We start from the raw sequence: 23020 nt of genomic DNA, 5'->3' as shown, positions 1-23020 counted from the left end.
TTCTCGCCGTCATCAAAGGCAGTCGTAGTCTAGGCAGGCACTCCGGCTGCCTGCGCCATGACCTTGCGCACCATCTCCGGTTCGGCCTCGATGACCGTGAGATAGGCGCGCACGGCGGGTGGCGGCATGTGGCGAGCCAGTTCGTACTGGCGCAAGTTGGCGAGCGGAATGCCATAGGCGGCCGAGAACTGCGCCTGGTCCAAGCCGAGGCGATGCCGCAGAATGCGAAACCGCCGTCCGATATGGGCGCGTTCCAGCCCGGCCACGCTTACGTCAAAATCCTCGGGATCGTTGGGGTCAGCCGGAATTGCGATCGTAGTCTCTTTGTTCACCAGCATTGCTCCGTCGAACAGATATCAGCCTGACCCGATCGTCTCTCAAGACGTACACGACCGTGAACAACTTACCGTCCACCAAGCCCACCGCCTTGTAGCGATCTTCGCCATAGACCAAGCGAAACGAAGGTAAGACCTCATGCCGCGTATCCTCGAAAATCCGCATCCCGAACGCCAGCCGCAAGCCGTGCTTGACCAGATTGGCCTCGTCCTTGGCGGGGTCGAACGCGAACTCCGTCGCCCGTGACTATGGGCATCGCATATAACACGGGAAGTTAAACCCCGTCCATCCGGCGACTTACCCAGCCGCCGCGGCCCGTGCCCAGGCGACGATCGCGCCGGGCGGCATCGCACCGGACTTGCGCGCGATCTCCCGGCCCTTGTGGATCAGAACGAGGGTCGGGATGGACTGGATGCCGTAGTGCCCGGCGATCGCCCCTTCCGCCTCGGTGTCGAGCTTGCCGAGGCGCATCTCGGGCTCCAGCTGCGCCGCCGCCGCCGCGAAGGCCGGAGCCATCTGGCGGCAGGGACCGCACCACGCGGCCCAGAAATCGACCAGCAGCGGCAGGTCGCTGCGCCCCGCATGAGCATCGAAATTCGCTGTGGTCAGGGTGACCGGCGCCCCGGCGAAGAGGGCCGCCCTGCACTTGCCGCATGTGCCGCCGGCGCCCAGCCGTTCGACCGGCACCCGGTTAGACGTCGTGCAGCGGGGACAAACGACGATTCTGTTATCGGACATGGACACGTCTCCTCACCATCGATGTAGGAGCGCGCGACTCAGACCGCCACTTCGCGCCACTCGCCCGGCGCGATGCCATCGAGGGTCCAGTCGCCAATGCGCCAGCGCACGAGGCGCAGGGTCGGGTGGCCGACGGCGGCGGTCATGCGGCGGACCTGCCGGTTACGGCCTTCGCGCAAGGTCAGTTCGATCCAGCAGTCCGGCACGGTCTTGCGGAAGCGCACCGGCGGATTGCGCGGCCACAGGTCGGGCGTGTCGATGCGGCGGGCATCAGCGGGCAGCGTCGGGCCATCGTTCAGCGTGACACCCTTGCACAGCGTTTGGATCGCGGCCTCGTCCGGCTCTCCCTCGACTTGCACGAGATAGGTCTTGGGCGTCTTGTAGCGCGGGTTCGAGATGCGCGCCTGCAGGCGGCCGTCGTCGGTCAGCAGCAGCAACCCCTCGCTGTCGCGGTCGAGTCGCCCGGCGGGGTAGACGCCCGACACCTTCACGAAGTCCGACAGCGTCGCGCGCGGGCTGGGAGACTTGAGGTCGGTGAACTGCGGCAGCACGTCGAACGGCTTGTTGAGCAGGATCAGGCGGGGCATGCGATCAATCCTTCGCGGGCTTGTCTGCGGCGCGCGCCATCGCCAGCGCCACGGCGAGCAGCACCATGCCGACCACGTCGATCGTGCCCAGCGTCTCTCCGAAGGCGAGCCAGCCGACAGTGGCCGCCAGCGCCGGCTGCGCCATCAACGCGAGGCCGATCACCAGCGGTGTGAAATGGCGCAGCGAGTAGATCAGGAAACCCTGCCCGATCAGCTGGCTCGACAGCGCGAGCGCGACCAGCGGCGTCCAGTCGCGCGGCATGATGACTTCGCCCAGCAGCACCGCGGCGAGCAGCATCACCGGCACGCTCGCGGCGGTCGAGACGGCGAGCAGCGAATATTGCCCCCTGCCCTGCCGCACGCCGTTCAGCATGATGAGATAGACCGCGTAGAAGGCTCCGCCGAGCAGGCAGAACAAGTCTCCGACGAGGTTCGTGCGGCTGATCTCCAGCGATCCGCCCATCAGCAAGCCCGCTCCCGCCAGCGCGGCGAGGATGGCGCTGACTTCCAGCACGCGCGGCGCGCGCCGGGCGGTGGCAAGACCCCAGACCATCACGATCAGACTGCCCGAATTGCCGAACAGCGAGGCATTGCCCACCTTTGTCCGCACGATGCCGAAATGCCAGGCGGCCAGGTCCAGGGCAAAGAACACCCCCGCCGCCATGACCAGCGCGATCACCCCCGGCGACATCCTGCGCTGCACCGCAGGCTCACGTCCGGCGAGCAGCACGAGCACCGGCAGCGCGAGGGTCAGGCGCCAGAACCCGGCGGCGACCGGCCCGGTATCGGCAAGCCGCACCAGCCATGCCCCCAGCGCCAGCGCGACGTTGGCGGCCAGCAGCGCGAGGAGATGGCGCGCGGTCCAGTCATGGCCGGGTCGGACTTCGGGGACGGACAGGGCGGGAGCAGTGCTCATGGCCCGCGTCCTAGCGGCATGGCGCGGGCGGCGCACCTGCTTATTGGCGCGCCGCCCGGATCGTCAACAAAGCAGGATCAATTCGGCAACTGCGCCGTCTCTTCCCCTCTTGTCTTCCAGAGCGACCAGCCCACCCCACCCGCGATCAGCGCCAGCGTGATGCCGAGGCTCGCGAGCGGCGGGAACTTCGCGCCGCCCAGCGCGAAGTCGGCGATCAGGATCTTGCCGCCGATGAACACCAGCACCAGCGCCAGCGCATACTTCAGGTAGTGGAAACGATGCACCATCGCCGCCAGCGCGAAGTAGAGCGCGCGCAGGCCCAGGATCGCCATGATGTTCGAGGTGTAGACGATGAAGGTATCGGTCGTGATCGAGAAGATCGCCGGCACCGAATCGATCGCGAAGACCAGGTCGGCCAGGTTGATCACCACCAGCGCCAGGAACAGCGGCGTCGCTGCCCAGACGAGGTGGCCCTTCGCGTTGGCCTCCTTCACGAAGAAGTGCTCGGCGTGGTGCTGCTTGGTCACGCGCATGTGGCGCGAGATCCAGCGGATCGCGGCGTTGTTGCCGATGTCCGGGTCCTGGTCGCTGGTGAACAGCATCTTGATCCCGGTGAAGATCAGGAAGGCGGCGAACAGGTACATGACCCAGTGGGCATGGGCGACCAGCGCCGCGCCGCCCGCGATCATAGCCCCTCGCAGCACGATGACGGCAAGGATGCCCCACAGCAGCGCGCGATACTGGTACTTGGGGTGGATCGCGAAGTAGCCGAAGATCATCGATATGACGAAGACGTTGTCGATCGAAAGCGCCTTCTCGATGAAGTAGCCGGTGTAATAGTCGATCGCCGGTGCGGAGCCCTTGGCCCACCAGATCCACGCGCCGAAGATCATGGCGATGCCGATGTAGAACACCGACAGTTTCAGCGATTCGGCGATGCCCATCTCCTTGTCGTCCTTGTGCAGGACGCCGAGGTCGAAGGCGGTGAGCAGCAGCACGACGGCCGCGAACGAAAGCCAGAACCAGGCGGGCGTACCCAGCCAGTCGGCGAAGAGAAATTCCATGATGACGTGCCCTGTTCAGGGGGAAACGGAGGCGCCGGCGCGCAGGATCGGGGGAGGAAAGCGCGCCGGCGCGCGGGTTACAGGCTGGCGAGTGCGCGCGCGGGCGGCAGCAGCCGCGCCATCCTGTCCCTGAGCCTGGTTTTCCGTTTCATCAGCCGGGCGACCTCCAGCGGGTCCTTGTGGCGGCCTGTCTTCATGCGGCGGATCGCGGCGTCGAGCTTCTGGTGCAGCTCTAGCAGGCGGAACATGCGTTCGGTCATTATCGTATCCCTATCGAACGGGTTGAAGTTCGATCGGATGAGCGGCGCTGGGGTTGCGTAAGAAAACAATGCTGAACCTGCACCGGTATCACCCGATGCGGTCCGACATCACGAGGCGTGAGGGAAGTTCCCGATCACGCCGCGCCAGAGGGGCCCGGCCCGCAAAGGCTCTAATACGACCGAATCGCTCCGAGTTCAACCCATCGATCCTCCCTATCGCGCAGCGATGGGGAGGTGGCAGTCGCAATGCGACTGACGGAGGGGGAACCCGCGCGCCCCTTCCCCTCCCCCTCCACCACCGCCTGCGGCGGCGGTCCCCCTCCCCATCGCTGCGCGACAGGGAGGATTGCTTCTGCCTCAAAATCCGATATTAATATGATATCACTTTTAGAGGGGTGCCACCGATGTCCGATTCGCATCTGCCCATCAACGCCAGCCGGGAGAGCATCGCCTCGACCCGGAGCGGCTACCTGATGCTCATAGTGTTCCTGGCGCTGCTCGTGGCGATCGTGTTCTGCGTCGTCACGCTGGCCGGCGGCGATCCGGGACCGGGCACGGTGCTGGGCTTCCTCGCCTTCATCCTCCCGGCGGTGATCATGAACGTTCTGATCCTCAGCGGCTTCTACATGATCCAGCCCAACCAGGCCGCCGCGATCACGCTGTTCGGCAGCTACAAGGGCACCGATCGCACCCCCGGCCTGCGCTGGGTCTGGCCGTGGATGGGCAAGACGAAAATCTCGGCCCGCGCCAACAACGTTGTCTCGGAAAAGCTCAAGGTGAACGACCTTCGCGGCAACCCGATCGAGATCGCCACCAACGTCGTCTGGCGCGTCGCCGACACCGCCCAGGCGCTCTACGACGTGGATGACTACAAGGCCTTCGTGAACGTCCAGATCGAGGCCGCCGTGCGCTCGATCGGATCGCGCTACGCCTATGACGACGTCGAGGATGCCGAGATCACCCTGCGTGGCAGCCACGAGCAGGTGAATGCCGAACTGCGCACCGAACTGATCGCCCGCCTGCAGGTGGCGGGCATCACGGTGGACGAGTGCGGCCTCACTCACCTCGCCTACGCGCCAGAGATCGCCGGGGCCATGCTGCGCCGCCAGCAGGCCGAGGCCGTCATCGGCGCGCGGCGCAAGCTGGTGGAGGGCGCGGTGTCGATGGTCGAGATGGCGCTGGCGCAGCTCTCGGAAAAGAACGTGGTCGAACTCGACGACGAGCGCCGCGCGGCGATGGTTTCGAACCTGATGGTCGTGCTCTGCGGCGAGCGGGATACCCAGCCCGTCGTCAACACCGGCACGCTCTACTCGTAACGACCCCATGGCGTCTCCCGGCAAGAAGGCGTTCGCGCTCCGTCTCGATCCGGCGCTCTACGCAGCGCTGGAGCGGGCGGCGGCGGCGGACTTGCGCTCGGTGAACGCCGAAGTCGAAGTGCTGCTGCGCGAGGCCCTCGCCCGGCGCGGCGTCAAGGTCGAGGCGGGCGAACCGGCAAGGCGCGGACGTCCGCCGAAGGATGGAGACTGATCATGCTGCACAAGCTGTTCGAGAATGATCCGTGGTTCGCCCCCAAGCGCTACGGCTACGGCGCGGGGCTGCCGATCGCGTGGCAGGGGTGGGCGCTGCTGGCGGCCTACCTCGCCATTATCGTCGGGATCGCGCTGCCGGGGACCGGCGGCACGCTGGGCGCCCGGACCGCGTCCTTCGTCGGCGTGCTGCTGGTGACGGGCGTGTTCATGGTGATCGCCGCGCGCCACACGCGCGGCGGCTGGAAGTGGCGCTGGGGCGGGGATTGAGGCGGTCCGTCGTCCCGGACCTGATCCTGGACCGCTGGCCGTGAACAGCCCATCTGTCGGCGCGCGCCGCCGCGGCTTCGACAAGCTCAGCCTGAGCGGAATTTAAAGACCTGCTCTCAAAACCGCTCAGGCTGAGCTTGTCGAAGCCCTGGCCGATAACGCCCACCTAAAGACAGCCAGCGGTCCCGGATCAAGTCCGGGACGACGTGGGCCCTACAACTTCGCGAAAACCGCCACCATCGCCTTCCACGCCCCGTCCGCCTCGCCCGGATCGTAGGCGGGGGAATCCGGCACGCACCAGCCGTGGTCGGCGGCGTAGACTTCCACCTCAGCCGGACGCTTCGCCGCATCGGCGGCCTTGCGCAGTTCGGTCTTGACCTCGGGCTGCTTGGCGTCGTCGTTGCGGGCGATGGCGAAGATGTAGCTCGCCTTCGTCTTGCCCAGAACCCGGTGCGGACTGTCCGGCGCCTCGGTCACCAGCCCCGCGCCGTGAAGCGACACCGCCGCCTTCACCCGCCCCGGCACCGCCGCCGCCGTGCGCACGGTGAACGGCCCGCCCATGCAGTAGCCGTTGCTGCCGATCCCGCGCTTGGTGTCCACCGCGTCCTGTCCGTCGAGGAACGCCACGTAGGCCGTCGCATCGCGCGTGATCGCCTCGGGCGTGAGCATCGCGCGCATCGGGCCGACTTTCGCCTGACCTTCGGGCGTACGGTACTCGGCGAAGCTCTTCATCACCGGCGCTGGGCCGGAGCGATAGTACGGGTTGACCACCAGGACCGCATAGCCCTGCGCGGCGAGATTGCGGGCCATGATCTTCTTGGCATCACGCAGGCCCGCAATGTCAGGCCACATCACGATGCCGGGATGCTTGCCCCCACCCGCTTTATGGCCCGGATGGACGAAGAACGCATCGCACACGCCGTCCGCCGTGGTGATCGAAACCATGCGCTCGGTCAGTTCGCCGCCGCTCTCCGCCGCCACCGCTCCGCACCCGGTCAGCGCAAGTCCGGCACCCAGCACCGAGAACGCGCGGCGGTCCAAGCGGCTGAAGTCGTCGGCGGTATAGTCGTCACACATGGGCTGGCCTTTCGCTGCTTTCCCGGCAGCCTAGCAGAGCTTCGCGCGACCTCAATCGCCGTTGAAGTTGAGTTCCAGGTTCACGGCATTGGGATCGGCGAGGAACAGTTGCCTGAGGCCGATGTGCGTCAGATCGTTGAACCGGTAGTCGAGGCCGAGTTCGTCCAGCTTCGCGCGGGTCTCCTCGAAGCCGCTGCAGCGCAAGGCGACGTGATGGAAACCGTTGGTTGATTCGCCCGGCAGGTAATCGTCGTAGCGCCCCGGAGCGGTGGTGCGATCGACGAGGTGAATGATCGGCAGCCCCCCTGCGTCGCGCATCCAGTAGCCCGCCGTTGCCCGCGCGGATCGAGGGGTTTTCGCTGCGGATCAGGCCCAGTACGCGTTCGTAGAACGTGGCGGTGCCTTCGAGGTCGTCGGTCAGGATGTTGACGTGATCGATGCCGCTGACCTGCATGGTGCTCTCCCTTTGTTGGGCAGGGATTAACCCACCCCTGCCCCCTCCCGCAAGCGGGAGGGGAATGCGAAACCTGCGCATAGCCCTCCCGCTCGCGGGAGGGCCGGGAGGCTTGAGAGCGAAGCGAACTAGCCGGACGGGGTGGGCCTCAGCTCCGGAACACCACCGTCCGCGCTCCGTTCAGCAGCACCCGGTCCTCCAGATGCAGCCGCACCGCCTCGGCCAGCACGCGGCGTTCGATGTCGCGACCCTTGCGGACCATGTCCTCGGGCGTGTCGGAGTGCGTCACCGGCTCCACGTCCTGATGGATGATCGGCCCTTCGTCGAGGTCGGCCGTCACGTAGTGCGCGGTCGCCCCGATCATCTTCACCCCGCGCGCGTGCGCCTGGTGGTACGGCTTGGCGCCCTTGAAACCCGGTAGGAACGAGTGGTGGATGTTGATGCAGCGCCCCGACAGGAAGCCCGCCATCTCGTCAGAGAGGATCTGCATGTAGCGCGCCAACACCACCAGTTCCGCGCGCGTCTCATCGACGATGGCGCGGATCTGCGCTTCCTGCGCGGCCTTCTCGCCCTTGGCCATCGGCAGGTGATGGAAGGGAATGTCCCCCAGCATCAGCGTGTTGATCGCCTCGCGCGGGTGGTTGGAGACGACGCCGACGATCTCCATCGCAATCTCGCCGATGCGGTGGCGATAGAGCAGGTCCGCCAGGCAATGGTCGAACTTGCTGACCAGCAGCAGGACGCGGCGCGGCCGGTCGCGGCGCTGCATCGACCAGGCCATGCCGTATTCGTGCGCGATCGGACCGAAGCCTTCGCGGATGTCCTCGCGGTCCGTAGCGCCCGGATCGAAGGCCACGCGCATGAAGAAGCGGCCCTGCTCCAGATCGTCGAACTGCTGCGCCTCGGTGATGTTGGCGCCCATCTGCGCGAGATAGCCCGTCACCCGGGCGACGATGCCCGGGCGGTCGGCACACGAAAACGCGAGGATCAGCGGCTCGGCCATACCCTTGCCCCTTACGCCGCGACGGCGCCGCGATTGGTCAGCGCGGCCTCGCTCTCGGCCATGAGCGCGGCGATGATCTCGGCCACCGGCTCCTCCTTGCCGACCATGCCGACCGACTGGCCCGCCATGATCGAGCCGCTCTCGACGTCGCCGTCGATCACCGCGCGGCGCAGCGCGCCGGCCCAGAAGTGCTCGATCTTGAGCTGCGCCTCGCCCATGTCGACCTCGCCCGCGTCCAGTAGGCGCGCGACTTCGATCTGCTTGGCGGTGAACTCCTCGGTGCCCTTGTTCTTGAGCGCGCGCACCGGGATTACCGGCAGGCGCGGATCGACCTGCACCGATGCCACCGCATCGCGGGCCGAGGCGCGGAAGAACGCCTTCTTGAACGCTTCATGGGCGATCGATTCGCTGGCGCAGGCGAAGCGGGTGCCAAGCTGCACGCCGGCCGCGCCCATCTCCAGGTATCCGGCGATCGCCTCGCCCCGGCCGATGCCCCCCGCGACGAACACGAGGTTGTCGGCGGCGAGGCTCGGCAGGATTTCCTGCGCCAGCACCGAGGTGGAGACGGGGCCGATGTGGCCGCCCGCTTCCGAACCCTCGATCACCAGCGCGTCCGCGCCCGAGCGCAGCAGTTTCTTGCCCAGCGCCAGCGTGGGCGCGAAGCAGATGACCTTGGCGCCATTGGCCTTGATCGCCTCGACGCTGCCCTTGGGCGGAATGCCGCCCGCAAGCACCACATGCGTCACGCCGTGCTTCGCGCAGACGTCGATCAGGTCGAACAGCATTGGGTGCATGGTGATGAGGTTCACGCCGAAGGGCTTGGACGTCAGCGCCTTGGTGGCGGCGATCTCGGTGTCGAGCAGTTCCGGGGTCATCGCCCCGCAGGCGATCACGCCGAAGCCGCCCGCGTTGCTGATCGCGGAGACGAGGTTGCGCTCGGAAACCCAGGACATGGCGCCGCACAGGATGGCGGTCTCGGTGCCGAGGAATTCGCAGCCGCGCGCCATCAGCGCGGAAGTCTTGGTGAAGGCGGTCATGAAATTCCCATAGCCCGGATTTTTGTTCAGCCGTGCGCCATAGGGTGACGAGCCGCACCGCACAAGCGGCGAGCGACGGAACCAAATGGCGACAAGTTCGTTCAGGTGAGGCACAGTTACATGGAAATCAGGGGGTCATTTCCAACATGCAACACGACGACGAACCGCTGAATGCCGCAGCCACGACACCGTCGGGCCCGGAAGCGGTCGCCGCGCAGGGCGTAACGATCGACGAACATCTGTTCGAGGACATTCTGGATCTCGAAGGCGCATTGCGGTTGAGTACGCAGGCCACCGCCGGTCTCGGCGCCCCGCGCGCCACGGAAATCGTAATGCTCGGCCGCAAGTTGCCCGAACCTTCAGCCGCGAAGATGCAGGTCCTTGCCGATGAAGTGCGCAAGGCCACGCAGGCCGGCGATCTGGCGCGGGTGCGCGAGTGCCATCTGCACGTCATCGACACGCTGGTTTCGCTGCGCACGACGTGCTGGGCCGTAAAATCCGAAGAATAGATCAAGTTTCATCGGGTTTCCCGATTACTCTTACATGTTCGTATAGCTTCTCCGCCTTGGCGGGCTTCGTTAGGTCTACAGCAGAGCCGCCAAAGGGCAGCACACGCCAATCCATGACCACAGGCCCATGACCAAAGGAGAGCCGACATGCACGGATCCAACTCAGACGAGCCCAAGTGCCCTTACGGCCACGGCGCCGCTACCCCGCTGACCACGCAGTTCGGCGCTCCGGTCGTCGACAACTCCAACTCCTACACCGCCGGGCCGCGCGGGCCCCTGCTGATGCAGGACGTCTGGCTGATCGAGAAGCTGGCCAACCTCAACCGCGAAGTGATCCCCGAGCGTCGCATGCACGCCAAGGGTTCGGGCGCATTCGGCACCTTCACCGTCACCGGTGACGTCTCGAAGTACACCCGCGCGAAGTTCCTCGCCGAAAAGGGCAAGCAGACCGAGCTGTTCGCCCGCTTCACCACCGTCGCCGGAGAGCGCGGCGCGGCCGATGCCGAGCGCGACATTCGCGGCTTCGCGGTGAAGTTCTACACCGAGGAAGGCAACTGGGACATGGTCGGCAACAACACGCCGGTCTTCTTCGTGCGTGATCCCCGCCATTTCGCCGATCTCAATAAAGCGGTGAAGCGCGATCCGCGCACCAACATGCGCAGCGCGCAGAACAACTGGGACTTCTGGACCCTGCTGCCCGAAGCCTTCCACCAGGTCACTTACGTGATGGGCGATCGCGGCATCCCCAAGTCGTACCGCCACATGGACGGCTTCTCCAGCCACACCTACTCGTTCTACAACGAGGCGGGTGAGCGGTTCTGGGTGAAGTGGCACTTCAAAACCCAACAGGGCCACGCGCACCTGACCGACGCCGAAGCCGCCGAAGTCGTCGCCGGCGACCGCGAGAGCAACCAGCGCGATCTCTACGAGGCGATCGAGCGCGGCGAGTTCCCGAAGTGGAAGGTCATGGTCCAGATCATGGACGAGGCCGAGGCCGAGACGTGCGGCTTCCATCCCTTCGACCTCACCAAGGTCTGGTCGCAGAAGGTCTATCCGCTGATCGAGGTCGGCATGATGGAGCTGAACCGCAATCCGGAGAACTTCTTCGCGGACGTGGAGCAGAGCGCCTTCAGCCCGTCCAACCTTGTCCCCGGCATCGGCGTCTCGCCCGACAAGATGCTGCAGGCCCGCCTGTTCGCCTATTCGGACGCGCAGCGGTATCGTCTGGGGGTCAACCACCACCAGATCCCGGTGAACGCAGCGCGCTGCCCGGTGTTCAACAACCACCGCGACGGCCAGGGCCGGGTCGACGGGAACTACGGCGGACTGCTGCACTACCACCCGAACTCGTTCGACCAGTGGCAGGGCCAGCCCGAATTCCGCGAGCCCCCCTTGCGCCTCTCGGGCGCTGCCGACTTCTGGAACTTCCGCGAGGATGACGACGACTACTACAGCCAGCCGCGCGCGCTGTTCCAGCTGATGGACGATGCGCAGAAGGAGCGCCTGTTCGGCAACACCGCGCGCGCCATGGGCGACGCGCCGGACTTCATCAAGCAGCGCCACATCGACAATGCCACCCGCTGCGATCCGGCTTACGGTGCGGGCCTGGCGGCTGCGCTGGGGATGAGCGTGAGCACCGAACTCTCGCCGGTGCCCGAACTGGCAGACTGACCTGACGGTCGAATGAAAAGGCCCCGTGTGCGGATGTCCGCGCACGGGGCCTTTTTCGTGATTGTTCCGTCACCCTTTAACAGTCATCCCCGCGAAGGCGGGGACCCATCTGATGACCGTGCAACACGAGAGAACCGGAGATGGGTTCCCGCCTTCGCGGGAATGACTGTCAAAGGGTCGGTGTCCTACTTCGCCACCGTGAACGTCGTCGCCATGTCAGCCTTCGAATCGCCGCCGACCCACACGTCGAACGCGCTGTCGTCCTGCACCCAGCCCTTGGTCGCCGCGCTCCAGTAGCGCAGGTCGTCGGCCGTCAGGGTGAACTGCATATGCTTCGTCTCGCCCGGCGCGAGGGCGACGCGGGCGAACTTCTTGAGCTGGCGCACCGGACGCGAGGACGTGCCCACGCGCTGGTGGATGTAGAGCTGCGCCACCTCGTCGCCCGCACGCTTGCCGGTGTTGGTGAGGTCGAACGACACCGTGACCGGCTCGCCCAGCTTCACCGAGGCGCGGTCCACCGCCAGCTTGCCGTAAGCGAACGTGGTGTAGCTCAGGCCATGACCGAAGGGCCAGGTCGGCGAATTGTCCTCGTTCCAGTAGCGCTTGTCGGCGCTTCCGGGCTGGTGCGAGGGCAGGTAGGCGTAAGTGTAAGGCGCCTGTGCCGCGCTGCGGATCCAGCTGAAGGGCAGCTTGCCGCCGGGGTTCGCATCACCGAGCAGCAGGTTGGCGACGGCATTGCCGCCCTCGGAGCCGGGATACCACGCCTCCAGCACCGCGCCGGGCTTCGCATCGCCGAGGCTGAGCGGACGGCCGTTGACCAGCACCACGACGACCGGCTTTCCGGTGGCGATCACCGCGTCGAGCAGTTCCTGCTGACGGCCCGGCAACTTCAGGTCCGATCGCGAGGCGAATTCGCCCGCCATGTTCTGCGCCTCGCCCAGCACCATGACCGCGACGTCCGACTGCTTCGCAAGCGCGATCGCCCTGGCCAGTTCCGCCTTCTCGTCGATCGCGGGATGCTCGCCGGGCTTGTTCATCGCGTCGAAGAAGGAGGGGTTCTTACGAGTGGGCCATGCCGTTCCCATCGCATATTCGACCTTCACGCCCGCGCCCAGCTTGGCGCGTAGGCCCGCAAGGACGCTGACGCCCTCAGGCTTGTTGGAGGAGAACACCCAGGGACCGAGCATGTCGTGCCCCGCATCGCCGAGCGGCCCGATCACCGCCACCGACTTGAGCTTGCTGCGGTCCACCGGCAGCAGCCCGCCCGCATTGGCGAGCAGCACCGCCGACCGCTCGGCCGCGATCCGCGCGACTTCACGGTGAGCGGGATCGTCGAAGGTCCTGGGCACCGCCTTGGGATCGACATAAGGCTTGTCGAACAGGCCAAGGCGATACTTGGCCTCGAGCAGACGCAGCACCGGGCCGTCGAGCGCGCTTTCGGCCACTTCGCCGCCCTTCACCGCATCGACCAGCGACAGCATCGGCGAGGGGTTGCTCGGGACCGTCATGGCAAGGTCCATGCCCGCCTCCAGCGCGCGCACCGCGGCCTGCTTCGGGCTGCCCGCCATGCCTTGCTTCTCCAGCGAATCGACGCCGTTGGCATCGCTCACCACGAAGCCCTTGAAGCCCCATTCCTTGCGCAGCACATCGGTCAGCAGCCACGTGTTCGCCGCCGCCGGAACGCCGTTGAGGCCCATGTAGGCGCTCATGATATTGCCCGCGCCTGCATCGAGCGCGGCCTTGAACGGCGGCAGGTAGGTGTTGCGCAGCTGGCTCTCCGACAAGTCCACCTCGTCGTAGTCACGCCCGCCGAAGGAGGCGCCGTAGCCGACGAAATGCTTGGGGCCGGACAGCACATGCCCCGGCGTGCCGATGGCACCGCCCTGGAAGCCGCGCACTTGCGCCGCCGCCATCGCCGCGCCGAGCACCGGGTCCTCGCCCGCGCCCTCGACCATGCGGCCCCAGCGCGGGTCCATGGTGATGTCGACCATCGGCGCGAAGGTCCAGTTGATGCCCACCGCGCGCGCTTCCGATGCCGCGACGGCCTGGCCGCGCTCGGCCGTCGCCGGGTCCCACGACGCGGCCATCGCGATCGGCACCGGCATGATCGTGTGCAACCCGTGGATCACGTCGTAGCCGATCAGCAGCGGAATGCCGAGGCGCGTCTTCTTCACCGCCAGTTCCTGCAGCGCGTTGATGCGGACCGGATCGGTGACGAACAGCATCGAGCCGACCTCGCCCTTCGCGATCGCGGCGTCGATGTTCACCGCCGTCGCCTTGGGGTTCGCCACGGTAGCCCCGCCGAAGTCGAAGTACTGGACGAGCTGGCCCGCCTTCTCCTCCAGCGTCATCCGCTGCAGCATCGCCTCGGCGCGCGACCGTGCCTCGGCCTCGGTCATGACTTTCGCCTCTTTGGCAACGACCGGTGCAGCCGCAAGCGGAGCCAGCGACGACGTCAGGGCCAGAGCGAGTACCATTCGGGAAAGGCGCAAGGTCGATTACTCCGTTGGAATGCTGATCAGCATACTTGTGCACGCGCACTATCGCGGTTTCGCGGCTTTGACAGCGCTGTATCCGACGTGTGGATAGCGTAAACGAAAAAAGGCGGCGCTTGGGGCGCCGCCTTTCTCTAATCCTTCGCGGGTACGCGAGAGCGCCGCGATCAGGCGGCCGCGTCGAGCCCGTAAGCGGTGTGCAGCACGCGCACGGCCAGTTCGGTCTCGTCGGTGTCGATCAGGACCGAGACCTTGATCTCGCTGGTCGAGATGGCGATGATGTTGATGCCGCGATCGGCGAGCGTCTTGAACATCGTCGCCGCGACGCCCGCGTGGCTGCGCATGCCGACGCCCACGACGCTGATCTTCGCCACGTTGCCCTCGGCGATCATGCGGTAGTAGCCGATGGCCTCCTTGCGCTCTTCCAGCAGCGCCTGCGCGCGGGCGAGGTCGGCCTGCGGGACCGTGAAGGTCACGTCGGTCTCGCCTTTGTCCTTGGCGACGTTCTGGATGATCATGTCGACGTTGATGTTCGAATCCGCGAGCGGCGCGAAGATCGACGCCACCGCGCCCGGACGGTCGGCGATGCGGGTCAGGGTGATCTTGGCTTCGTTCTTGTCGGCGGCGATGCCGGTGATCAGCTGGCGTTCCATGTCGCTTCCTTCAAGCTCTTCGTCACTGACGATCAGGGTTCCGGGGATGGTATCGGCGGCGGGCGCGTTCTCGTCGATGAACGAGGACAGCACCTGCACGCGCACGTTCTCCTTCATGGCGAGGGAGACCGAGCGGGTCTGCAGCACCTTGGAGCCGACCGAGGCCAGTTCCAGCATTTCCTCATAAGTCACCAGCGGCAGCTTGCGCGCCTTGGCGACGATGCGCGGGTCGGTGGTGTAGACGCCGTCGACGTCGGTGTAGATGTCGCAGCGGTCTGCCTTCACCGCCGCCGCCACGGCCACCGCCGAAGTGTCCGAGCCGCCGCGCCCCAGCGTGGTCACACGGTTGTCGGGCGAGACGCCCTGGAAACCGGGGATCACCGCGATCTGGCCCGACGCCATCGAGGCGATCAGCGCCTCGGCGTCGATGTCCTCGATACGGGCCTTGGCGTGAGCGTCGTCGGTCTTGATCGGCACCTGCCAGCCCAGCCACGAGCGCGCCTTGCAGCCCATCGACTGCAGCGTCAGCGCGAGGAGGCCGGACGTGACCTGCTCGCCCGAGGCGACGACGACGTCGTATTCGGCGGGATCGTAGAGCGCATCGGCTTCACGGCAGAAGTTGACGAGGCGGTCGGTCTCGCCCGCCATCGCGGAGACGACCACGGCCACTTCGTGCCCGGCTTCCTGCTGGCGTTTGACGATACCCGCCACGCGCCGGATGCGCTCGGACCCGGCCATGGAAGTGCCGCCGAATTTCATCACGATACGTGCCAAGGCGCCGTTGCTCCCCTGCGTAAAAGACCCGCGCGGGGTGCGCGAGTGTGGATAAGAGTCGGCGGCGCTGTTAGGGGGGGATCATGGACAATGCAACTGCCTCTCTTCCCGCTTCGCGCGCAACAATCGATCCGAAGGAGGCCGCGCACTTCGGCGCCCTCGCCGCCGAGTGGTGGGATCCGAAGGGCACTTCGGCGATGCTGCACAAGCTGAACCCGGTGCGCCTGGGCTTCATCCGCGAGGCGATCGACGGACATTTCGGCACCGATTCGCGCGGCCTGAAGCCGCTGGCGGGCAAGCGCGCGCTCGACGCCGGATGCGGCGCGGGGCTGCTGTGCGAGCCGCTGGCGCGCATGGGCGCGGCGGTGACGGGCGTGGACGCCGCACCCGAAAACGCCGCCGCCGCGCGCGCCCATGCCGAGGCGGGCGGGCTGGCGATCGACTACCGCGCGGGCGAACTGGGATCGCTGGGCCTGACGGGCTACGACCTCGTCTGCTCGCTGGAGGTGATCGAGCACGTCACCGACAAGGCCGCGTTCATCGGTGACCTGTCCGCTGCGTTGGCGGACGACGGGTTGATGATCCTATCGTGCCCTAACCGCACCGCCCGCTCGCGCGTGCTGCTGGTGGAGGCGGCGGAGCGGCTCGGCCAGGTGCCCAGGGGCACGCACGAGTGGAGCCAGTTCGTGACGCCTGATGAACTTCGCGAGCTTGCGGACGGCGCCGGACTGGAACTGGGCATGCCGCGCGGGATTGCGTGGTCGCCGCTCAAGGGGCTGCACCTGTCGGACGATCTGGCGCTGAACTTCATCGCGACGGCGCGGAAGAAGTAAGCCACCACTCATGCGCAAGGTTGCGCGAAATTAACCCGTCATCCCCGCGAAGGCGGGGACCCATCTGATGACGGCTCAACAGGCACTGTCAGGAGATGGGTTCCCGCCTTCGCGGGAATGACAGCAATAAAACTCGCGCGGGGTGGGCCTCTCACCGCGCCAGCAACCCCTCGATCGCCGCCACGGCCTTCGCCTCGCGCTCGCCCCAGGTTCCGGCGATGCGCACGAAGGTCACCCCGGCACGCACCAGCATGTCCTCAGCCAGCGCGGCGAAGCGGGCGCGGGTATCAGCGGTCCCGAAAAAGCGGGTGCCGTCCTCCTGCCAAGGCACGTCGGGCTCGAACAGGAGGTAGAGGTCGGCCTTGGGATAGGCCAGCAGGGCTTCGGGCACTTCGCCGAACAGCATCTGCGCCCAGGCAGCGGTCATCAGTTGGTCGGTGTCGAACAGCAGGACCGGCGCGCCGTCGTCGTCCGACAGCGCCCGGCGATTGTGCCGGGCCTGCCCCTCGGCGATGACGAGAAGGTCGGTCATCGTCAGGTCGGTGCCGTTTTCCTCGCAGTAGGTGCGGCCATATTCGGGCACGAACGGCCAGCCGCGCGTGACGAGCAGGCGCTCGCACAGCACCGACTTGCCGGTGCTCTCGGCGCCGTGGAGGCAGACGGTCTTCATGCCTGCGTCCTGTAGGCGACGATCCATTCCCGCAAGGCCAGCACCGACATCAGGAGAAATACGACGTAGAGCCCCGCCGTCGCCCACAAGTCCTTGTGAACATAGACCGCGATCGAGGCCACATCGACGGCGATCCACAGCACCCAGTTCTCTATGCGGCGAAACGCGAGCAGGATCTGCGCGGCGATGCTGGCCCCGGCAATCGCGGTGTCGGCGTAAGGCAGCGAGGCATCGGTAAAGCGGTGCATCACCCAGCCGAGGTTGAGCGCCAGCGCCGCCGTCGCCGTCAGCCAGACGACGCGACTGAGGTTGCTCAGCAGGCGAACGGGCACGCGGTCGTCGCCCTCGCCGCCGGTCTTCGCCGCGCGCAGCCAGAGCACCCAGCTCCACCCCTGCGCCACGAAGAAGAAGACCTGCAGCCCCGCCTCTCCGTAGAGCTTCGCCTCGAAGAACACGGCGACATAGAGCGCCACCATGGCCATGCCGAACGGATAGTTCCACACGCTGCGCCGCACCAGCAGCGCAATGTTGGCAAGACCGAGCGCGGCCGCGATCCATTCGACGGTGTTCATTGCCCCGGCCCCCGAAACAGTCCCCGAATCAGGCCAGCGCCGCCGCCCATTCCGGCTCCTTGAAGCCGACGAGGATGCCGCCGGGATGTTCCACCACAGGCCGCTTGATCACGCTGGGATTGGCGGCCATCAGCGCAGTCGCCTTCTCGGCGTCGAGGTCGGCCTTGTCGGCATCGGGCAGCTTGCGGAAGGTGGTCCCGGCGCGGTTCAGCACCTTGTCGAGCCCGGCGGCGTCGATCCACGCCGCGAGCTTTTCCGGGTCCGCGCCTTCCTTCTTGTAGTCGTGGAACGTGTACGCGATCCCCTTCGCGTCAAGCCAGACACGCGCCTTCTTCACCGTGTCGCAGTTGGGGATGCCGTAGAACTCGATCGCCATGCCGTACCTATCGCCCTGAAACGCAGGCACAAGTTACGGTAAGGAGCCTGCTTCACGCGCGGCGATACACCAAGCCGCGCGCGATGCATACCGGCAAGAACATGGGGCCGATCAGCCCGGCAGCCTTGCCTTCATGTCGAAGCGCTGCACCTTGGGCATGTCGCACGTGTAGAGCGTGTAGCTCTCGTAATATTCCTTCATGCCGCGACGCTGGACCATGAGATGCTCGGCATTGCGCGCCCAGGCGGCGGCGTGCTCCGCGCTCTCCCATTCCGACATCGACAGCACTTCGCCGTCGTCCGCCGTATAGCTGCGGAACAACAGGAATCCCGGCTGCTCGGCGGCCATCGCCTCCATGGCGACGGCGTCGTGGATATAAGCGTCAACGTCGATGTCGGCGCGCTTGCGGTTGCGGAAAAGGACAAGGAACATTTGCGCTCCCTGCATCGCCGCAATCGGTTGTACAAGTGATCAAAAGCGCCATTATGACCTGCGATTTGTCCCGCTTCGGGAAGATCGCAGCCGCTTCGACCACAATCAGCGCTCCACTGGACAAATCGCGCGATTCCCGACAAGGCGCGAGGCACCATGAGCATGAACAGCTTCGGCCGCCTCTTCCGCTTCACCACCTGGGGTGAGAGCCACGGACCCGCCATCGGCGCCGTCGTCGACGGGTGCCCGCCCGGCCTCGCGATCGACGAAGGCCTGATCCAGCCCTTCCTCGACGCGCGCCGCCCCGGCCAGTCGAAGTTCACCACGCAGCGGCAGGAGCCGGACCAGGTCCGCATCCTCTCGGGCGTTTTCGAAGGCAGGACGACAGGCACCCCGATCAGCCTGATGATCGAGAACGTCGACCAGCGCTCGAAGGATTATTCCGAGGTCGCCGTCGCCTATCGCCCCGGTCATGCCGACTACGCCTATGACGCCAAGTACGGTTTCCGCGACTATCGCGGCGGCGGGCGCTCCTCGGCGCGCGAGACCGCCAGCCGCGTGGCGGCGGGCGCGGTGGCGCGGCTGGTGATCCCCGAGGTCAAGATCCTCGCCTACGTCTCCGAGATCGGCGGCGACATGATCGATCCGGGCAAGTTCGACGAGGCCGAGATCGCCAACAACCCGTTCTTCTGCCCCGACGCGGCCGCTGCGGCGCGCTGGGAGAAGATCGTCGATGACGCGCGCAAGAGCGGCTCGTCGGTCGGCGCGGTGGTGGAATGTTATGCCAGCGGCGTGCCCGCAGGCTGGGGCGCCCCGCTCTACGCCAAGCTCGACGCCGACCTCGCGGCAGCGATGATGGGGATCAACGCGGTCAAGGGCGTCGAAATCGGCGACGGCTTCGCCGCCGCGCGCCTCTCCGGCGAGCAGAACGCTGACCCGATGCGCCCGAATGCCGAAGGGCCGGACGGCGCGCCGGAGTTCCTGGCGAACCACGCGGGCGGCATCGCGGGCGGCATCTCCACCGGCCAGCCGGTGACCTGCCGCGTGGCGTTCAAGCCGACCAGTTCGATCCTCACCCCGCAAGCGACCATCAACCGCTCCGGCGAGGCGACCGAGATGTTCACCAAGGGCCGCCACGACCCCTGCGTCGGCATCCGCGGCGTGCCGGTGGTCGAGGCGATGATGGCGCTGGTGCTGGCCGATCACAAGCTGCTCCACCGCGGGCAGTGCGGTTGAGTGGGCCGAATCCTCCCTGTTGCGAAGCAATGGGGAGGTGGCAGCCCGCAGGGCTGACGGAGGGGTCGTCTCCCCCTCCACCACCGACTGCGTCGGCGGTCCCCCTCCCCGAGCAAGCTCAGGGAGGATTTGCATGCGCATCCTGATAGACGCCGACGCCTGCCCGGTGAAGGAGGAGACCTACAAGGTCGCCGCTCGCCACAAGGTGCCCGTCGTCGTCGTCAGCAACAGCGCGATCCGCGTCCCGCAAAGTTCGCTGATCTCCCGCAAGGTGGTCAGCGACGCCTTCGACGCGGCGGATGACTGGATCGTGGACAATACTGACGCCGCCACGGTGGTGATCACCGCCGATATCCTCCTGGCCGATCGCTGCCTCAAGCTGGGCGCCAGCGTGGTTGCTCCCAACGGCAAGCCTTTCACCACCAGTTCGATCGGCAGCGCCATCGCCACCCGCGCGATCATGGCGGACTTGCGCGCGGGCGGAGACATCATCGGCGGGCCGCCGCCGTTCGCGAAGCAGGACCGCTCGCGGTTCCTCTCGGCGCTGGACGAAGTGCTGGTGCGGTTGCTGAGGTCGTCGTCCCGGACTTGATCCGGGACCGCTGGCAAATCTTCAGGCGGTAGCTTGCAGGTGCGCGCGGCAAGGTGGGCTGGTCACGGCCAGCGGTCCCGGATCAAGTCCGGGACGACGTACGCGCCCTCCTCTCTTGCACATCTCATCGACAGAGCCGCACAATCCATCTCCGATTGATCGCCTGAACCGATGAGGCCAATCGGATCATCGTGCTTACAATCGTCACACCCCCGGCCTATCTGAGCTTCACCAGTTTCAACCACCCAACTGAGGGAACTACATCCATGGGTATCGTCGGCAGCACCATCAAGCCGTTCAAGAACACCGCCTTCCAGGCCGGTAAGGACTTCTTCGACGTCACCGAAGGCGACATCGCCGGCAAGTGGGCCGTCTTCTTCTTCTACCCGGCGGACTTCACCTTCGTGTGCCCGACCGAGCTGGAAGACCTCGCGGGCGAATACGCGACGCTTCAGGGCCTCGGCGTCGAAGTGTTCGGCGTTTCGACCGACACGCACTTCAGCCACAAGGCATGGCACGACACCTCGGACGCCATCGGCAAGTGCACCTACGCCTTCCTCGGCGACCAGAACCACAACCTTGCCAACAACTTCGGCGTGCTGCGCGAAGGCGTCGGCCTGGCTGATCGCGCGACCTTCGTGGTCGATCCGGACGGCGTGATCCAGCTGGTCGAAATCACCCCCGAGGGCGTGGGCCGCAACGCCAAGGAACTGGTCCGCAAGATCAAGGCCGCCAAGTACTGGCGCGAGCACCCCGGCCAGGTCTGCCCGGCCAAGTGGGAAGAAGGCGAAGCCACGCTGGCTCCCTCGCTCGACCTCGTCGGCAAGATCTAAGTAACTGACCCAAATCCTCCCCGTGGCCGCAGGTCATGGGGAGGTGGCAGCCCCGCAAGGGGCTGACGGAGGGGGCGGGCCGCAGGGCCGCAGACGTCGCATTGCAGACGGGACCGCCCCGCCCCCCTCCACCATCCTTCGGATGGTCCCCCTCCCCGCTTCGCAGGGAGGATTCCCAACAAAGGAAACCTGACTCATGCTCGACGCCAACCTGAAGCAACAGCTCTCGCAATACCTCGGCATGCTGCGCGAGCCGATCGAGCTCGTCGCCTCCCTTGGCGATGACGCAAAGTCCACCGAGACCCGCGAGCTGCTGACCACCATCGCCTCGCTCTCGGACAAGGTCACCGCCACTTTCGACGGCGACGATGCGCGCCGCCCCAGCTTCATCATCCGCCGCGCCAGCGACGCGAGCGCCTGGGTACGTTTCGCCGGCCTGCCGCTCGGCCATGAATTCACCTCGCTCGTCCTCGCCCTGCTGTGGACCGGCGGCCACCCGCCCAAGGTCTCGGACGAAGTTCTGGAGCAGGCGAAGGCGCTCGAAGGCTCGCTGACGTTCGAGATGTACTTCTCGCTCTCGTGCCACAACTGCCCCGACGTGGTGCAGGCGCTGACGCTGATCGCGCTCAACAACCCGCACGCCGACGTGACGCTGATCGAAGGCGGCACGTTCCAGGCCGAGGTCGAGGAGCGCGGCGTCATGGCCGTGCCCGCCGTCTTCCTGAACGGCGCGATGTGGGGTTCGGGCAAGATGAGCATCGAGGAAATCCTCGGCAAGCTCGACACCGGCGCCGACGCCAAGGCCGCCGCCAAGCTGGCCGAGAAGAAGCCTTTCGAGGTGCTCGTCGTCGGCGGTGGTCCCGCTGGTGCCGCCGCGTCGGTCTACACCGCGCGCAAGGGCTTCAGCACCGGCATCGCCGCCGAGCGTTTCGGCGGCCAGGTGCAGGACACCATGGGCATCGAGAACTTCATCTCGGTCCCCTACACCGAAGGCCCGAAGCTCGCCGCCGCGCTGGAATCGCACGTCGCTGAATACGACATCGACGTGATGAACCTGCAGCGCGCCGAGAAGCTGATCCCGGCCAGCGAAGTGGGCGGCTATCACGAGGTCGTGTTCGCCAACGGCGCCTCGCTGAAAGCCCGCTCGGTGGTGCTGACCACCGGCGCGCGCTGGCGGAACCTCGGCGTGCCCGGCGAGGCCGAGTACAAGAACAAGGGCGTGGCTTATTGCCCGCACTGCGACGGCCCGCTGTTCAAGGGCAAGCGCGTGGCCGTGATCGGCGGCGGCAACTCGGGCGTCGAGGCGGCGATCGACCTGGCCAACATCGTCGGCCACGTGACGCTGATCGAATTCGACGCCAAGCTGCGCGCCGACCAGGTGCTGGTCGACAAGCTCAAGTCGATGAAGAACGTCGACATCTTCACCAGCGCCCAGACCACCGAGGTCGAAGGCGACGGCGAGAAGGTCAACGCGCTGGTCTACAAGGACCGTAATTCGGGCCAGGAGCGCAAGGTCGAACTGGAAGGCGTGTTCGTCCAGATCGGGCTGGTGCCCAACACCGAATGGCTGAAGGACTCCGGCGTGGAACTGACGGCCCGCGGCGAGATCGTCATCGACGAGAAGGCCGCCACCAACCTGCCCGGCGTGTTCGCGGCAGGCGACGTGACCACGGTGCCTTACAAGCAGATCATCATCGCCATGGGCGAAGGGTCGAAGGCGGCGCTGTCCGCATTCGATTACCTGATCCGCAACGAGGCTCCCGAGGAGATCGCGCAGGCGGCTCAGCAGGCGGCCTGAGCTTCAGCGTTCCAACGAGAGGCGGGCGGGGATCGCGAGATTCCCGCCCGTTTTTCGTGTGCGGATGGGGCTTCGACAAGCTCAGCCTGAGCGGAACTGAAAACAGGTCTTCAAAACCCGCTCAGGCTGAGCTTGTCGAAGCCCCATGAGCAGAGCGCCAACGCTTGCTTGCAACACCCCCCGTCATCCCAGCGAAGGCTGGGACCGCTGGCCTGTTACGGCCAACTCTCGTCAGAACGCCCTGCCGAGGGTTGGGCTTTGCGCGGCCAGCGGTCCCAGCCTTCGCTGGGATGACGGGGGGTTTAAAC

Annotated in this window: 27 protein-coding genes and 1 pseudogene; 10 read left to right on the top strand and 18 right to left on the bottom strand. The window is 66.4% G+C overall.

Translation table 11 applies throughout. The annotated features are described in order from the left end of the window. Positions 1–29 precede the first annotated feature (29 nt). The 7 genes from BES08_RS16945 to BES08_RS16920 all read right to left on the bottom strand — a co-directional run bounded on the left by BES08_RS16945 (position 30) and on the right by BES08_RS16920 (position 3901). Entirely contained in the window at positions 30–332 is a 303-nt protein-coding gene (locus BES08_RS16945) for a helix-turn-helix domain-containing protein (protein WP_172705224.1), read from the bottom strand. Continuing rightward, positions 298–501 (bottom strand): BrnT family toxin, encoded by a 204-nt coding sequence (locus BES08_RS31890; protein ID WP_231958067.1) that lies wholly within the window; start codon positions 499–501, stop codon positions 298–300. The genes BES08_RS16945 and BES08_RS31890 overlap by 35 nt, the downstream gene beginning before the upstream one ends. 132 nt (positions 502–633) lie before the next feature. Continuing rightward, positions 634–1074 carry a thioredoxin TrxC gene (gene trxC, locus BES08_RS16940; RefSeq protein WP_037522416.1) on the bottom strand — a complete coding sequence of 147 codons (441 nt, stop codon included), beginning with the start codon at positions 1072–1074 and terminating at the stop codon, positions 634–636. Between the two features lie 38 nt (positions 1075–1112). Continuing rightward, entirely contained in the window at positions 1113–1661 is a 549-nt protein-coding gene (locus tag BES08_RS16935; RefSeq protein ID WP_008833582.1) for a pseudouridine synthase, read from the bottom strand. A 4-nt stretch (positions 1662–1665) separates the two neighbouring features. Then, a complete protein-coding gene (locus tag BES08_RS16930) occupies positions 1666–2577 on the bottom strand; it encodes a DMT family transporter (RefSeq protein WP_036528044.1) in 912 nt (303 codons plus the stop codon). A gap of 77 nt (positions 2578–2654) precedes the next feature. Continuing rightward, positions 2655–3641, bottom strand: coding sequence for a TerC family protein (locus BES08_RS16925; RefSeq protein WP_008833219.1), 987 nt, complete (start codon positions 3639–3641; stop codon positions 2655–2657). Between the two features lie 77 nt (positions 3642–3718). Further along, positions 3719–3901 (bottom strand): HP1242/YdcH family protein, encoded by a 183-nt coding sequence (locus BES08_RS16920; RefSeq protein ID WP_008833220.1) that lies wholly within the window; start codon positions 3899–3901, stop codon positions 3719–3721. 404 nt (positions 3902–4305) lie between these two features. Between BES08_RS16920 and BES08_RS16915 the strand changes: the two genes are divergently transcribed. The 3 genes from BES08_RS16915 to BES08_RS16905 are packed head-to-tail and all read left to right on the top strand — an operon-like array spanning position 4306 to position 5697. Continuing rightward, positions 4306–5217 carry an SPFH domain-containing protein gene (locus BES08_RS16915; protein WP_036528040.1) on the top strand — a complete coding sequence of 304 codons (912 nt, stop codon included), beginning with the start codon at positions 4306–4308 and terminating at the stop codon, positions 5215–5217. Between the two features lie 7 nt (positions 5218–5224). Next, complete coding sequence (locus tag BES08_RS16910) at positions 5225–5428, top strand: type II toxin-antitoxin system antitoxin (RefSeq protein WP_069709010.1); 204 nt, start codon at positions 5225–5227, stop codon at positions 5426–5428. A gap of 2 nt (positions 5429–5430) precedes the next feature. Beyond that, a complete protein-coding gene (locus BES08_RS16905; RefSeq protein WP_008832624.1) occupies positions 5431–5697 on the top strand; it encodes a hypothetical protein in 267 nt (88 codons plus the stop codon). Between the two features lie 213 nt (positions 5698–5910). Here BES08_RS16905 and BES08_RS16900 read toward each other — a convergent pair whose 3' ends face one another. The 5 genes and pseudogenes from BES08_RS16900 to BES08_RS16885 all read right to left on the bottom strand — a co-directional run bounded on the left by BES08_RS16900 (position 5911) and on the right by BES08_RS16885 (position 9268). Then, positions 5911–6774 (bottom strand): dienelactone hydrolase family protein, encoded by an 864-nt coding sequence (locus BES08_RS16900; RefSeq protein ID WP_069709009.1) that lies wholly within the window; start codon positions 6772–6774, stop codon positions 5911–5913. 51 nt (positions 6775–6825) lie between these two features. After that, positions 6826–7092 (bottom strand): VOC family protein, encoded by a 267-nt coding sequence (locus BES08_RS16895; protein WP_231958065.1) that lies wholly within the window; start codon positions 7090–7092, stop codon positions 6826–6828. Positions 7093–7165: 73 nt separating this feature from the next. Beyond that, positions 7166–7228 (bottom strand): annotated as a pseudogene (locus BES08_RS34630) (VOC family protein); the annotation flags it as partial. 148 nt (positions 7229–7376) lie between these two features. Next, positions 7377–8231, bottom strand: coding sequence for a formyltetrahydrofolate deformylase (gene purU / locus BES08_RS16890; RefSeq protein ID WP_008832621.1), 855 nt, complete (start codon positions 8229–8231; stop codon positions 7377–7379). A gap of 11 nt (positions 8232–8242) precedes the next feature. Next, complete coding sequence (locus BES08_RS16885; RefSeq protein ID WP_008832620.1) at positions 8243–9268, bottom strand: NAD(P)H-dependent flavin oxidoreductase; 1026 nt, start codon at positions 9266–9268, stop codon at positions 8243–8245. Between the two features lie 146 nt (positions 9269–9414). Between BES08_RS16885 and BES08_RS16880 the strand changes: the two genes are divergently transcribed. Both BES08_RS16880 and BES08_RS16875 read left to right on the top strand, forming a co-directional pair. Next, positions 9415–9777 (top strand): hypothetical protein, encoded by a 363-nt coding sequence (locus BES08_RS16880; RefSeq protein WP_069709008.1) that lies wholly within the window; start codon positions 9415–9417, stop codon positions 9775–9777. 147 nt (positions 9778–9924) lie between these two features. Next, a complete protein-coding gene (locus BES08_RS16875) occupies positions 9925–11448 on the top strand; it encodes a catalase (RefSeq protein ID WP_069709007.1) in 1524 nt (507 codons plus the stop codon). A 185-nt stretch (positions 11449–11633) separates the two neighbouring features. On the opposite strand, the gene BES08_RS16870 is transcribed toward BES08_RS16875, so the two are convergent. Next, positions 11634–13940, bottom strand: a complete 2307-nt coding sequence (locus tag BES08_RS16870) for a glycoside hydrolase family 3 N-terminal domain-containing protein (RefSeq protein ID WP_231958063.1) — start codon at positions 13938–13940, stop codon at positions 11634–11636. Positions 13941–14110: 170 nt separating this feature from the next. After that, positions 14111–15370: an aspartate kinase gene (locus BES08_RS16865; RefSeq protein ID WP_008832616.1), complete on the bottom strand. Its 1260-nt coding sequence runs from the start codon at positions 15368–15370 to the stop codon at positions 14111–14113. 83 nt (positions 15371–15453) lie between these two features. Between BES08_RS16865 and ubiG the strand changes: the two genes are divergently transcribed. Then, the gene (ubiG, locus tag BES08_RS16860; RefSeq protein WP_069709006.1) at positions 15454–16203 is read left to right on the top strand and encodes a bifunctional 2-polyprenyl-6-hydroxyphenol methylase/3-demethylubiquinol 3-O-methyltransferase UbiG; all 750 of its coding nucleotides are present in this window, start codon (positions 15454–15456) and stop codon (positions 16201–16203) included. A 151-nt stretch (positions 16204–16354) separates the two neighbouring features. On the opposite strand, the gene BES08_RS16855 is transcribed toward ubiG, so the two are convergent. The 4 genes from BES08_RS16855 to BES08_RS16840 form a co-directional block, all read right to left on the bottom strand. Next, the gene (locus BES08_RS16855) at positions 16355–16873 is read right to left on the bottom strand and encodes an ATP/GTP-binding protein (RefSeq protein WP_069709005.1); all 519 of its coding nucleotides are present in this window, start codon (positions 16871–16873) and stop codon (positions 16355–16357) included. Continuing rightward, positions 16870–17445, bottom strand: a complete 576-nt coding sequence (gene pnuC / locus BES08_RS16850) for a nicotinamide riboside transporter PnuC (protein ID WP_069709004.1) — start codon at positions 17443–17445, stop codon at positions 16870–16872. The genes BES08_RS16855 and pnuC overlap by 4 nt, the downstream gene beginning before the upstream one ends. Before the next feature lie 28 nt (positions 17446–17473). Next, positions 17474–17821 carry an arsenate reductase gene (locus BES08_RS16845; RefSeq protein WP_069709003.1) on the bottom strand — a complete coding sequence of 116 codons (348 nt, stop codon included), beginning with the start codon at positions 17819–17821 and terminating at the stop codon, positions 17474–17476. Between the two features lie 111 nt (positions 17822–17932). Then, on the bottom strand, positions 17933–18253 hold the full coding sequence (locus tag BES08_RS16840) for an antibiotic biosynthesis monooxygenase family protein (protein ID WP_008830561.1): 321 nt from the start codon (positions 18251–18253) through the stop codon (positions 17933–17935). A gap of 156 nt (positions 18254–18409) precedes the next feature. Here BES08_RS16840 and aroC point away from each other — a divergent pair, with 156 nt between their 5' ends. From aroC to ahpF, 4 genes are all read left to right on the top strand, one after another. Further along, positions 18410–19489 (top strand): chorismate synthase, encoded by a 1080-nt coding sequence (aroC, locus tag BES08_RS16835; protein ID WP_069709002.1) that lies wholly within the window; start codon positions 18410–18412, stop codon positions 19487–19489. Between the two features lie 133 nt (positions 19490–19622). Further along, positions 19623–20081 (top strand): YaiI/YqxD family protein, encoded by a 459-nt coding sequence (locus BES08_RS16830; RefSeq protein ID WP_069709001.1) that lies wholly within the window; start codon positions 19623–19625, stop codon positions 20079–20081. 266 nt (positions 20082–20347) lie between these two features. Then, positions 20348–20914, top strand: coding sequence for an alkyl hydroperoxide reductase subunit C (gene ahpC / locus BES08_RS16825; protein WP_008831739.1), 567 nt, complete (start codon positions 20348–20350; stop codon positions 20912–20914). Between the two features lie 196 nt (positions 20915–21110). Further along, positions 21111–22712, top strand: a complete 1602-nt coding sequence (ahpF, locus tag BES08_RS16820; RefSeq protein ID WP_069709000.1) for an alkyl hydroperoxide reductase subunit F — start codon at positions 21111–21113, stop codon at positions 22710–22712. Positions 22713–23020: the final 308 nt, after the last annotated feature.

Origin of the sequence: Novosphingobium resinovorum (assembly GCF_001742225.1) — a bacterium.
GTDB lineage: Bacteria > Pseudomonadota > Alphaproteobacteria > Sphingomonadales > Sphingomonadaceae > Novosphingobium > Novosphingobium resinovorum_A.
This window is presented reverse-complemented; position numbering and strand designations above follow the sequence as displayed.